Below are 12242 nucleotides of genomic sequence, written 5' to 3' on the forward strand. Positions count from 1 at the left end.
ATCACGATAGGCAATCGGTAGGTGATCGGGACCGAGAGAAGTAATCGGAAGCGAGTTCAGTCACTCCAAACTCGATAGTCACTCTCTTCTCTGGTCCGCCGCTCCCACGGTCGACCTCCCCACGGTCGGCCACTCCCACGATCGCCTCGTTATCTCGAGATCAAACGGGATCGATCCACCCCAACGTATCCGCAGGCGTGATCTCGTCGTCTTCGTCACGCTCGATCTCGACGAGTGTACCGGCGGCAGGCGCCGACACGTCGACGCTGACTTTTTCGACTTGAATCTCGCAGATGCTCTCGCCGTCCTCGAGTTCCCGTCCCTCTCGAGCGAACCAGTTCACGACGACGCCTTCGTCCTCCGTCGCGTCTTCGGGCCAGTAGTCGCTCGCCTCGACCGCGATCGGGTCTCGTCCGCCGCTCATACTTCCTCGCCGCTCATGCTTCGTCGTTGACCGACCGGACCGTCGCTTCGATATCGTCGGCGTCCGGGATCACTTCGTTTTCCATCGATCGAGCGTACGGGAGCGGCACGTCCGGAACGGCGACCCGATCGACCGCCTCGAGGTCGGCGAGCCGGTCCTCGGCGACGCTCGCGATGATCTCGCCGGTGACCCCGTACGACCGGTAGTCCTCGTCGACGACGACCAGTCGTCCTGTCTTGCTCACGGAGTCGCACACCGTTTCGGTATCGAGCGGGACGAGCGTCCGCAGGTCGATCACCTCGGCGTCGATCCCGTCTTCGGCGAGCGATTCGGCGGCCTCGAGCGCCCGGTGGACGTGGAGCCCGAGCGTGACGACGGTGACGTCGCTGCCCTCGCGCTTGACGTCGGCGCTGCCGAACGGTATCGTGTACGACTCCTCCGGGACGGGCGTCTTTGGGCCGTCGGGTGCGGGCATCCACCCGATTCCCATCAGCCGTTTGTGGAACAGGTAGACGACCGGATCGTCGTCGCGGATGGCGTTGTGCAGCAGGCCCTTCGCGTCGTAGGCCGTCGACGGCACCACGACCTTCATCCCGGGGAGGTGAGCGAAGGTGCCGTAGAGGGTCTGGGAGTGCTGGGCGGCGTCGTTGTAGGTCCCGCCGACCGCCGCCGTCAGGACCATCGGCACGCTCACGTTACCGCCGCTCATGTACGCGTTCTTGGCCATCAGGTTGTAGATCTGGTCCATACAGACGCCGAAGAAGTCGACGAACATGAGCTCGGCAATCGGTCGCATCCCCTCCTGGGCGGCGCCGACGGCGGCGCCGAGGTACGCCGTCTCGCTGATCGGCACGTCCATGATGCGATCGCGGCCGAACTCCTCGAGGAGGCCGTCGGTACTGTCGAAGATGCCGCCGTAGTCGGCGACGTCCTCGCCCATGTAGAAGACCTCGTCGTTCTCGCGCATCTCGTGAGCGATCGCCTCGACCATCGCCCGGCTCATCGTCAGTTCGCGTTCGACCGTCTGCGGGGCTTCTTTCTGCGCCATCAGTCGTCACCTCCGGTTTCCGCACCGGCGAGTTCGTGGGTCGGTTCGTCGCTCGTCACGCCCGATTCCGGGTTGACGAACACGTCGTCGTACGCGGCGTCGGGCTCGGGTTTGGGCTGGTCTTTCGCCCATTCGATCGCCTCGTCGACGCGATCGCGGGCCCGCTCGCGGATCTCCTCGAGGTCCGCCTCGTCGACGCCGTCGTCTCGCAGCGTCGCGGCGAGCCGGGCGATCGAATCGCGCTCTTTGGCGGCTTCGGCGTCCTCGTCGGGGCGATAGCTCTCCGGGTCGCCCATGAAGTGTCCCATCCGCCGATGGACCTGCACCTCGAGCAGCGACGGACCGTTGCCGGCGCGAGCGCGGCCGATCGCGTCCTTCGCGGCGTCGTAGACGGCGACGGCGTCGTCGTACTCGACGCGCTCGCCCGGCAGATCGAACCCGTCGGCGCGCTGCGAGCCGTCTTCGACGTCGCTGACCCGCTCTTTCGGCATGCTGATCGCCCAGTCGTTGTCTTCGACGACAAACACGACGGGGAGGTTTTGGACGGCCGCGAGGTTCAGCGACTCGAGGAACGCGCCCTGGCTGATGGCGCCTTCGCCGATAAACGCGACGGCGACGCCGTCCCCGTTTCGCTTCTTCGTCGCGAGAGCCGCCCCGACCGCGGGGGGACAGCCTTCGGCGATGATGCCGCTACAGGCGAAGTTCACCTCGGGATCGTACAGGTGCATGTGGCCGCCTTTGCCGCCGCTGAGCCCCGTTTCGCGGCCGAAAATCTCGGCCGTCATCCGCTTCAGATCGACGCCCTTCGCGATCGCGATGTGGTGCGGTCGGTGTGGCGCCGTGACCGTATCGTCGTCCCGGAGGTGGTGACAGACGCCCGCCGCCGACGCCTCGTGGCCCGCTGCCAGGTGGAGTTCGCCCGGAATCGGCCCGGCCGAGATGTCGAAGGCCGGTTGTTTTCCCTCCAGGTATTCCTCCTGAAGCCGCTCTTCGTAGTAGCGGGCCGTGACCATATCCTCGAACATATCGCGTAATGTGGCACTCGATACCATAGCACACCGCAGTCGTACAATAACTTCCCACTTGAACGTATCTGACGACCTAGTTACAGGTGAGGTAGACAGTGTCCTACGGATCGATCCGACAAACCCATCACGCGCATGGACGTTGCGTCTTCGACCTCGATCACCGTCCGCTCCCGGCAGCTTCCTCTAGCGACACCTGCCCCGGCTCGACGGTGACGGACGTTCCCGCGTACTCGAACTGCACGCGAGCGCCCGCCGCTGCGCCGTCGATCAGCGCATCTAACGCGTCCGGATCGACTCGTTCGTACAGCGGCTCGAGTTCGGACGGCTGCGTCTCGGTGTACTCGGCGACGGCTCGTACGACTGCGATACTCGCGGATTCGTCGGTATCGATCTCGTATAGCATGGCTCTCTGCGATAGGTCCCCATTCCCGCGACGGGCTACCATATCGAGTATCTTAACGCTGGCGAATAAATCAGCCGAGTTACGGTACATGTACATTTTACGTAAGATGTTTAAAAAAACGTATCTAAACATCTTACAGAATTTCGAAGGGGATGACGAAGAAAACGGTGAAGGTGCGTGGGAGAACCGGCACTGCAACGATGGACATTACGATTCCTGCAGCAGTTTCGAGGGAATACGATATCGATCAGGGGGACGTGTTCGCAATCGAGACTGGGACAGACGACGAGGGACGCCTCGTCTTAGAATACACGCGGGTGTACGACGGCGAGTGATCGCAGCCCTAGCATCCTCCGCTTGCGGCCGAAACAGCGCGAAAGTCCACTATTATACTCCAAATACCGGCCGACAGTCTATAGGACGGATTCGAATTCTACCGACCGTTTTCGAGCGTCGGCGTCGCGGAGCGGGTCGTCAGTCGCTGTGAGAAGACTGCGGTCGATAGCTGCGGCTGACGACTTTCCAGTGGCCGGTGGTGAACCGGTAGTAGGTGATGACGGCGGGGACGAGCGTCTCGAGTACCAGCGCCGCGTACAGGGCTTCGATGCCGAGCGGCGTGATGGCCTCGAGGATCGGAACCGGAATCGAGACCGCCCCGAGGGCAGCCAGCGGGAGTGCGAAGACGTACAGCCCGAGCAGTTGCCCGTAGAAGGGCCAGCGGGTATCGCCGCTCGCACGGAGCGGGCCGGTCGCGCCGCCGCTGACGCCGCGGAAGATGACGCTGACGCAGGCGACGACGATGAACGTCGTCACGAGCGGCAGGATCGACGGATCGTCGACGAAGACGCGGCCGACCTGCTCGGCGAAGAGGAAGACGACGGCGGCGCTGAAGAGATAGACCGCCGTCCCGAACCGGAGCACTTCCCGTCCGTACCTGTCAGCGTCGCGTTCGTCGCCGGTGCCCAGCTCTTGGCCGACCAGGCTCGAGGAGGCCAGCGAGAAGCCCCAGCCGGGCGTGTCCATCAGGTCACGCACGCGGCGGGCGACGACGTAGGCGGCGACCACGTTCGGGCCGAACAGCGCCACGATCGCGAGCATCGGGAACTGGGCGGCCCGTCGGGCGACGTTGGTGAACACCAGCGGCGTTCCGATGTCGACCACGTCCCTGACGTCGGCGATCGTCGTGTACGGCCGGGCGAGACGCACGGTGACGGGGAACTCGCCGATCAGCGGCAGTCGACCGACGGTGAATCCGACGACGAAGGCCGCCAACACGAGCACGTTGGCTGTTACCGTCCCGATCGCCGCGCCGACGACGCCGAGGTCGAGCACGAACAGCAACACGGCGTTGATGGCGACGTTGATGACTGCCCCGCCCGCGCGCAGCATCATCGGGGTCCACGCGTCGTCGGCGCCGACGAGCGTGCGGCTGCCGATCAGGTTCAGTCCGGCGAAGGGAACGCCGAGCGCGACGATGTGGAGGTACTCCGCGCCGAAGCCGACCGACGCGCCGTCGCCCCCCACGATGGCGATCAGTCCCTCGGGGAACGTCCAGTAGAGGGCGGCGATCGGGACGGTGATCGCGACGACGACGAGCGCGCTCGTTGTCACCGCCAGCGACAACTCCTCGTCGGCGCCGGCGCTGAACCGCTGGGAGACGAGGCTAATCGTCGCTCCGGCGACGCCGCCGCCGAGCGCGAACGCGATCCCCCAGTACGGCGTTGCGAATCCGACGCCGGCGATCGCCGCGGGTCCCAGCGCTATCCCGACCATCGCCACGTCGGCCGCGGACTTCGACATCCGGGCGATCCCGGTGACGATTCGCGGCCAGGCGAGATCGGTCGTCCGCTCGACGCGGCGCGGATCGACGACGTCCGCCCGAGCGAGCAGGTACCCGATCGAGAGCAGCAGCCACCGGAACGGATTCGGCACTCGAGAAACCACGCTCGACGGTTCGCGTCTCAGCGTTAAAACGCTTCATATGTCGGCTATATGTAACGGTCGTTCAACCGGTATGGGTGCTGTTACTGGTGTTTTGTAGCGGAACCGAATACAAGTCACGAGATTTCAATATGTATGTGGCTGTGTTTCACGGGGTGCCTTCACACCCGCGATCGACCGACCGGCGCTCGTCTCGACAAGGACGGCGGCTGTGATCGGCTGAATACCGTGGGTTATATCATGGCGGATATTTATTACTGGAACGAGTACTCGATGACAGACACCGAAGATCGAATTCGCACGACGCACATCGGGAGCCTCCCGCGGCCCCCGGAGCTTCTCGACCTTCTCGAGCAGCGCCAGAACGGCGAAGACGTCGACGAGGACGAGTGGGAGTCCACCGTCGCGGACGCGACGCGAACCGTCGTCGAACGGCAGGACGAGGTCGGACTCGACATCGCCAACAACGGCGAGCAGTCCCGCGTTTCGTTCAACTGGTATGTCGAGGACCGGCTGAGCGGGATCGACGGCGAACGCGAGCAGGAGCTCTGGGCCGACCTGCAGGAGTTCCCGGAGTACGCCGAGGAGACGTTCAAGACGGACGTCATCGATCTCTCGATGCAACCCGTCGTCGCCGACCGGATCGAGTACACCGGGCTCGACGAGGCGGACGCCGAAATCGAGGGGTTCTTCGCGGCCCTCGAGGACGTCGACGCCGACTTCGAGGACACGTTCATGACCTCGGCGTCGCCGAGCATCGTCACGGCGACCCACGTCAACGACCACTACGACGAGTACGCGGAGTTCCTCTTCGACGTCGCGGACGCGATGGCCGAGGAGTACGAACGCATCGCCGACGCCGGGTTGACGATCCAGATCGACGCCCCCGAGTTCCTCACCACCGGGCAGACGGCCGCGTACGCCGACGCGCCCCTCGACGAGATCAAGGAGATCACGCAGCTCCACGTCGAGGCGCTCAACGAGGCCCTCGAGAACGTCCCCGCCGAGCAGGTTCGACTCCACACCTGCTGGGGGAGCTACGAGGGTCCCCACCACCTCGATACGGATCTCGCCGAGCTCCTGCCGGTGATCTACGAGGCCGACATCACCGGCCTCAGCGTCGAGCAGGCCAACCCTCGCCACCAGCACGAGTACCGCGCGTTCGCCGAGCATCCTCTGCCGGACGGCTGGACGCTGATCCCCGGCGTCGTCGACGTGAAGACGAACATCATCGACCACCCGGAGACCATCGCCGATCGCCTCGAGCGCGTCGCCGACGCGGTCGACGACTCGACGCCGCTGGTCGCCGCTCCCGACTGCGGGTTCGGCACGCAGGCCGGCCTCGGAATGGTCGACCCCGAAATCGCGTGGGCGAAACTCGAGGCGCTCGTCGAGGGCGCCGAGATCGCTACTGAGCGGCTCTACTGACCGAGGGTCGCCGCTCCCCTTCGGATGTCCGACTGTTGTCCGCGTCCGTAGGCTATTCTTCCTCGCCCACCTATCGTACCTCTTGAACCTATCCTACCTATTGTTATAGTCCAATGGATCAAGAATCGGGCCTCTCACCAACTCCTATGGCCGATATCGGAACAATAGGTGGCTATCCTCCATTCCGGGCGGGTCGTCGAAACGAGTTGTTCGGTCTCCGTTTGAAGCCGCTCTCGCTCACGCACTCCGATCGAGGGACGCCCTACTCGTCGGCGTACAGCGAGTCGAGAACGAACTCGTCGATAGCCCGGCGCGTCTCCTCGGGGGCGTCGTCCTCGCCCAGCGAAATCCGGCGCTCTCGAGCGGCGTGAATCACGTCGGTCAGCAGTTGTCCCATCCGCTCGGCGTCGACGTCGCGGAACTCGCCGCGGTCGATTCCGTCCTCGATGACGTCGACGATGCTCTCTCGGAGGCGGGAGTAGTGGTCCTTAAAGAGCTCGCGGTGTTGCTCGTCGTTTCGAGCGTGAGCGAACAGTTCGTGGTACACCTTCATGCGATCCCAGTGCGTGAACTCGTCGAATTCGGGCCCGAACAGGCACTGATCGATCCGCGCGTCGAGCCGTTCTTTCGGATCCGCCTCGCTATCGACGGTGACGCTCCCCTCGTACTGTTCGATGACGTACTCGAGAAACGAGGACATGAGATCGTACTTCCCGTCGAAGTGGTAGTGGATGACCTGCCGGGTCATGTCCATCTCCTCGCCGATATCGCGCATTCGAAGGTCCTTGTACCCGTGCTCGCTGATCGCACGGAACGTCGCCTCCATGATCACCTCCCGCGTATCGGTAGAAGAGACCTCCCCCTGTCGCTCGCTCATATACCGCATTCAGCGGCGTACCGTATATAACGGTTGCCTCGAGGACGACACGTGATGCGAGCGACTCGGACCGGGTCACCGATCAGCAGGAACGGCGACCGGTCGGCCCATCCCGACGGCCGTCGTTCGTTGGCGATTAGTTCCCCTGTCGATCGCCGAGGTTCGACGCCGCTCGGCCGCTAAGCGGTGTTCGATTCTGCTCTCCCGTCACGACGTGTCCGTCTCGCCGCTCAGAGCTCGGGAACGTCCGAGGGCATATCGAAGTCGTGGTAGTACTCGCCCTTCTCCTTCGAGAGGATATCGAGCACGGCCGCGGCGCCGTCTCCAGCCGCGATGACCGCCTGCCACTTCTCGGCGCGGCCCATCGCACCGGTCGCGTAGACGTTCTCGACCGACGTCTCCATATCGAGGGTCACGTCGACGACGTCCTCGTCGGTGAACGCACAGCCCAGTTGCTCCGCGAGGTCGCGGTTTCCGCCGGTCGCCAGAATCACGTACTCGGCGGTGTACTCGTCGTCTTCCGTCGTAATCGCGAATTCGTCGCCGTTTTCCTCCACGGCGGTCACTTCCTCGTCTTCGCGGAGGGTCGTCCCGCGGTCGCGGGCCTGTCCGCGCGAGATTTCGAGGAACTCGTCGCCGCTGATGCTCCGGACGGCGGGATAGTTGAACAGGTGCGCCTTGTGCATCCACGACTCGTCCGTGTCGAAGAGGATCGTCTCGAGGTCGTTCTTCGCGGCGTACAGTGCAGCGCTGAGGCCGGCGGGGCCACCGCCGACGATTGCTACGTCTGCCATGTTCGAAACCAGTCACTGCTCTATAATGTATTTTACCATCTGGTAAAGAACGCCGGTACGCGCCGTTTCCCAGACGAGCGGCCTGCGATCTCGGGTACGACCGCGAAAACTCGCTTTCGGAACCGTGCGGTCGCCACTCCGCTCGGTCGGTCTATCGTGCCGGCTCCGTAGTCCGTCTTTTCTGTACGCCGCTACAGTTGCGCCGTCGAAAGGTCGGCCGCGAACGACCGACGGGACCGTTCGTCGCCTCGGCAGCAAAGACGAATCCCGAGCGACCTGACGGCGAGCGGCCCGACGGCGACGGTATTCGCACAGCTAAAGGACGAACGGGCCCTGCTGGCGGATCGGATCGCCGTGAGGGCGTCCGGAAACGGCGACGAGACGGGCCGACCCTTCGGTCTCGAGGACGACGTCACCGCTGTGGGACTCCTCGACAAGGAACACGTCGCCCTCGCCGAAGGTGCGCTCGTGCCTGTCGACGGTTCCCTCGCCCGCAACGCCGTAGAGGAAGCCGGTCCAGTCGTCGGGCGGCGACCACGTCCAGTCGTCGGTGACGCGGACGTCCAGGTACTCCATTTCGGTGTGGAGGTCGATCGGCGACCCGTCGCCGACGACGGTGGTCACGGTCGCTCCCTCCCGGTCTTCGGTCGGCAGTTCGTCGCCCGTCGCGTCGGCGTACCCCGGCTCGGCGTCTTTCTCCGCGTCCGGGAGGTTCACCCAGAGCTGGAGGCCGTTGCAGGCCGCCCCGTCGGCGGCGAACTCCGAGTGGCGGATGCCGCTGCCGGTCGTGATCCGCATGGCGTCGCCCGCTCGAGCCGTGTAGCTCACGTCGAGCGTGTCCTCGTGGTCCATCCCGCCCTCGAGCATGTAGGTGACGATCTCGAACCCCTTGTGGGGGTGCATCGGGAACCCCTTCTCGGGATCGATGTAGAACCGCTCGAAGAGGACGAACGGATCGAGATTCGCGGGGTAGTTGTTCGTGGGGAACGCGCGGTTCGCGGTGACGCCGGCCCCGTGTCGAACCGTCGCGCCCGAGAGCGGCCCGTCTCGGTCGGTCGTCGTTTCGTTCGAGGTCATACTCGCCCTCGTTTCCCGCTCCTGATAAGGATCCCGTAGCCGGAAACCGAAAGCAGTCTAAAACCCGACATTAGATGCCTATGTGCGCCTAGGGGTGTCTGAGGGCCCGCATCTACCGGGCTGCAAACCCACCATCTCCGTTACTTGAACGCCCTACAGAAAATCTTCATATCCGTTCCGTTGCTACTCGAAACTGTATGAGCGATTACGAACTGCCGCCGCTTCCGTACGACTACGACGCACTCGAACCGCACATCAGCGAACAGGTACTCACCTGGCACCACGACACGCACCACCAGGGCTACGTCAACGGCTGGAACAGCGCCGAGGAGACGCTCGCGGAGAACCGCGAGGAGGGCGACTTCTCCGACTCGGCGGGCGCCATCCGCAACGTCACCCACAACGGCTCGGGACACATCCTGCACGACCTCTTCTGGCAGTCCATGAGCCCCGAGGGCGGCGACGAGCCCGAGGGCGACCTCGCGGACCGCATCGAGGAGGACTTCGGCTCCTACGAGGCCTGGAAGGGCGAGTTCGAGGCCGCTGCCTCGAACGCGGGCGGCTGGGCACTGCTGGTCTACGACTCCTTCAGCAACCAGCTGCGCAACGTCGTCGTCGACAAGCACGACCAGGGCGCGCTCTGGGGCAGCCACCCGATCCTCGCGCTGGACGTCTGGGAACACTCCTACTACCACGACTACGGTCCCGCTCGAGGCGACTTCGTCGACGCCTTCTTCGAGGTCGTCGACTGGGAGGAGCCGTCGGCCCGCTACGAGCAGGCCGTCGAACTGTTCGAGTAACGCCGCCTGACGTGGGCATCACGGCGGTCGGTATTCCGTCGACATCGTAACTGCCGTTCATTTTTCGCGTCTCGGCTCGAGCGACGCAGTCCGCGTGCTCCCTAGTCGATCACCGGTAGCCGCCGTTCGTCCCTGGCTTGTTGCGTCGAACCAAGACATATGATCACCGCGAAGAAAGAGATGCGACGTGAACGCTCGTCGATCGAGACGTGGTGGCCGGACGACTCGGAATGCCGGTCCGCGTGTAAACGAGTTCCCTTCGGTATGACCCCCTGCTACCCGTGATTCCAGTTACGTTCCTTCCGGATACGCCGAGCATCAATATCGCGATCATCGCCGTCACAACGGTCCTCATCTGGTTCGGCAGCGGCTGGCTCGAGGAATCCGCCGAACACCTCGCGACGTACTACGGACTCCCCGCCGTCGTTCAGGGGTCGATCGTCGTGGCGATCGGGTCCAGTTTCCCGGAACTGGCGAGCGTCGTTTTCACGGCGCTCGGCGGGACGTTCGACATGGGCGTCGGCGCGATCGTCGGCTCCGCGCTTTTCAACATCCTCGTTATCCCCGCACTGTCGGGCGTCGCCACCGAGGACGAACTCGAGACGAACCGGACGCTCGTCTTCAAGGAGGCGCAGTTCTACATGATCGCCGTCTCCGCGCTCGTCGTGACGTTCGCGCTCGCGGTGATCTACGTTCCGGTGCCCGACGGCTCGGAACTCACCGGACGGATCACGCGACCGTTCGCGCTGATTCCGATCCTCCTCTACGGCCTCTACGTCTTCATTCAGTGGCAGGACGTGAGCGATTACGACGCCGAGAGCGAGGCGCTCGAGGGTTCGATCGGAACGGCGTGGGGGAAACTGGCGGTCGGGCTCCTCGTGATACTCGTGTCCGTCGAACAGTTGGTCGGGGGCGTCGAATCGCTCAGCCACACGTTCGGGATCCCCGAGTTCCTGGCGGGCGTCACTATCATCGCGGCGGCAACCAGCCTCCCGGATACGCTCGTCAGCGTCCGGTCCGCGAAAGCGGGGAAAGGCGTGACGAGCCTCGGAAACGTGCTCGGATCGAACACCTTCGACCTCCTCGTCGCCATCCCGCTCGGGGTGATGATCGCCGGGAGCGTCCCCGTCGACTTCGCGGTCGCCGTTCCCATGTTCGGCGTCCTGACGCTCGCGACCGTGCTGCTGTTTACGTTTCTCCGGACGGACCTCGTGATCACGCGTGGCGAATCCTACGCGCTGTTGCTCGCGTACGGGCTGTTCGTTCTCTGGGTGATCGCTGAGACGGTCGGCGTAACGCAGCTGCTCAAAGGGACGTGAGCCGATCGGGTCGTGCTACCGAGACGGAGACCGCGGGAGTTACTGCGGCAGGTGTTCGACCACCGCCGTCTCGAGTACCGACCCGGTCTCGTCGAGCAGCACCTGGAGTTCGTCGCCGTCGCAGGGAAGCGTGAGCCGCACGCGGAGCGGGTCCTCCTCGACGATCGTCGTCCGGGCGTCGCTGACGCACCAGTCGAAGTTCCAGAACGGTTCCGCGTTCAGGTCGACGCCGCGCTCGGAGTGGAAGACGAGGACGTCGGCGTTATCGAGTAGCGTGAGGCCGACCGTCGACTGGAGCCGGTAGCCACAGCGCTGGCAGACGTGTTCGACGGCGACCTGTTGATCGTCGGCGTCGGGATCGCGGACGAGGTCGGTTTCGACGGCGCCCGTACACTCCGGACAGACGCCGTCGGCGGCGAGACAGTAGTGGTGGCGCACGTAGTGGTGAAACGCCTGCAGGAGTTCCTCGGTCGAGCGGTCGTCGAGGCCGCCGGTCGGGAACGGGTAGCTCACCTGAATCGCGCCGCAATCGGTACAGCCGATCGTGAGCGTATCGTCGACGTACCACCCCTGCAGCGAGCCGTCGCAGTCGTAACACGAGCCCTCGACCGGGAAGAAACCGAGCTTCGCGCGTTCGGTGAACGTCCCGCTGAAGATCGAGCTGACGACCTTCCGGCCGGGATAGCGGAACTCGTAGCCGTCATCGGTCCGCGCGATGAAGTGGTCGGTGAGCTGCTGGAGGTGGTAGTTGAAGTTCGCACTGTCCTCGATGTCGACCGCCTCGAAGAGCTCGGTGAAGCTGACCGGGGACTCGTCGGCGTCGAGCTCGAGCAGCGAACGGAGGATGTCCACGCGGGTCTCGTTGCCGAGGGTCGAAAACACGTCTGCGGGAAGCAGCCGGGATTCGGTTTCCGCGACGGGGTCGAGCTCCGACTCGGACTCGGCTTCGACGCTGGGGTCGGGGTTTTCCCCGGAATCCGAGTCGGACCCGACGGTCCGGTCGAACTGGCTCATGGGCGAATCTAGTTGACCACGTGGTAAAGTCTATCGAAGCGGCCGGTCCGATGTCGGTCTCGAGATCGACCGTTCGACGGGTTCGTTAT

At 64.4% G+C, this 12242-nt stretch carries 13 protein-coding genes; 4 read left to right on the forward strand and 9 right to left on the reverse strand.

The genetic code is table 11. The features are described 5' to 3' along the window. Positions 1 to 160: 160 nt before the first annotated feature. The 4 genes from ACYQ26_RS05805 to ACYQ26_RS05820 all read right to left on the reverse strand — a co-directional run bounded on the left by ACYQ26_RS05805 (position 161) and on the right by ACYQ26_RS05820 (position 2903). The gene (locus ACYQ26_RS05805) at positions 161 to 424 is read right to left on the reverse strand and encodes a lipoyl domain-containing protein (protein WP_459807912.1); all 264 of its coding nucleotides are present in this window, start codon (positions 422 to 424) and stop codon (positions 161 to 163) included. A gap of 13 nt (positions 425 to 437) precedes the next feature. Further along, positions 438 to 1472, reverse strand: coding sequence for an alpha-ketoacid dehydrogenase subunit beta (locus tag ACYQ26_RS05810; protein ID WP_459807913.1), 1035 nt, complete (start codon positions 1470 to 1472; stop codon positions 438 to 440). After that, positions 1472 to 2497: a thiamine pyrophosphate-dependent dehydrogenase E1 component subunit alpha gene (locus ACYQ26_RS05815; RefSeq protein ID WP_459807914.1), complete on the reverse strand. Its 1026-nt coding sequence runs from the start codon at positions 2495 to 2497 to the stop codon at positions 1472 to 1474. Before ACYQ26_RS05815 ends, ACYQ26_RS05810 begins: the two co-directional genes overlap by 1 nt. Before the next feature lie 160 nt (positions 2498 to 2657). Next, positions 2658 to 2903: a HalOD1 output domain-containing protein gene (locus ACYQ26_RS05820; protein WP_459807915.1), complete on the reverse strand. Its 246-nt coding sequence runs from the start codon at positions 2901 to 2903 to the stop codon at positions 2658 to 2660. Positions 2904 to 3055: 152 nt separating this feature from the next. Between ACYQ26_RS05820 and ACYQ26_RS05825 the strand changes: the two genes are divergently transcribed. Further along, a complete protein-coding gene (locus ACYQ26_RS05825) occupies positions 3056 to 3238 on the forward strand; it encodes a hypothetical protein (RefSeq protein ID WP_459807916.1) in 183 nt (60 codons plus the stop codon). Positions 3239 to 3377: 139 nt separating this feature from the next. On the opposite strand, the gene ACYQ26_RS05830 is transcribed toward ACYQ26_RS05825, so the two are convergent. Further along, entirely contained in the window at positions 3378 to 4835 is a 1458-nt protein-coding gene (locus ACYQ26_RS05830) for an MATE family efflux transporter (protein ID WP_459808283.1), read from the reverse strand. Positions 4836 to 5117: 282 nt separating this feature from the next. Between ACYQ26_RS05830 and ACYQ26_RS05835 the strand changes: the two genes are divergently transcribed. After that, the gene (locus ACYQ26_RS05835) at positions 5118 to 6272 is read left to right on the forward strand and encodes a methionine synthase (RefSeq protein ID WP_459807917.1); all 1155 of its coding nucleotides are present in this window, start codon (positions 5118 to 5120) and stop codon (positions 6270 to 6272) included. A 262-nt stretch (positions 6273 to 6534) separates the two neighbouring features. Here the strand turns inward: ACYQ26_RS05835 and ACYQ26_RS05840 are convergent, their stop codons facing one another. From ACYQ26_RS05840 to ACYQ26_RS05850, 3 genes are all read right to left on the reverse strand, one after another. Then, entirely contained in the window at positions 6535 to 7149 is a 615-nt protein-coding gene (locus ACYQ26_RS05840; protein ID WP_459807918.1) for a TetR/AcrR family transcriptional regulator, read from the reverse strand. Between the two features lie 230 nt (positions 7150 to 7379). Continuing rightward, positions 7380 to 7943 carry an NAD(P)/FAD-dependent oxidoreductase gene (locus ACYQ26_RS05845; RefSeq protein ID WP_459807919.1) on the reverse strand — a complete coding sequence of 188 codons (564 nt, stop codon included), beginning with the start codon at positions 7941 to 7943 and terminating at the stop codon, positions 7380 to 7382. Positions 7944 to 8258: 315 nt separating this feature from the next. After that, positions 8259 to 9020, reverse strand: a complete 762-nt coding sequence (locus tag ACYQ26_RS05850; protein WP_459807920.1) for a pirin family protein — start codon at positions 9018 to 9020, stop codon at positions 8259 to 8261. A 197-nt stretch (positions 9021 to 9217) separates the two neighbouring features. On the opposite strand from ACYQ26_RS05850, the gene sod reads away from it, so the two are divergent. Then, on the forward strand, positions 9218 to 9820 hold the full coding sequence (gene sod, locus ACYQ26_RS05855; protein ID WP_459807921.1) for a superoxide dismutase [Mn]: 603 nt from the start codon (positions 9218 to 9220) through the stop codon (positions 9818 to 9820). A gap of 281 nt (positions 9821 to 10101) precedes the next feature. Then, complete coding sequence (locus tag ACYQ26_RS05860) at positions 10102 to 11139, forward strand: sodium:calcium antiporter (protein ID WP_459807922.1); 1038 nt, start codon at positions 10102 to 10104, stop codon at positions 11137 to 11139. A 39-nt stretch (positions 11140 to 11178) separates the two neighbouring features. Here the strand turns inward: ACYQ26_RS05860 and ACYQ26_RS05865 are convergent, their stop codons facing one another. Next, positions 11179 to 12153 (reverse strand): ArsR/SmtB family transcription factor, encoded by a 975-nt coding sequence (locus ACYQ26_RS05865; protein WP_459807923.1) that lies wholly within the window; start codon positions 12151 to 12153, stop codon positions 11179 to 11181. Between the last annotated feature and the right edge of the window lie 89 nt (positions 12154 to 12242).

The sequence above is a fragment of the Halopiger thermotolerans genome (assembly GCF_054654555.1).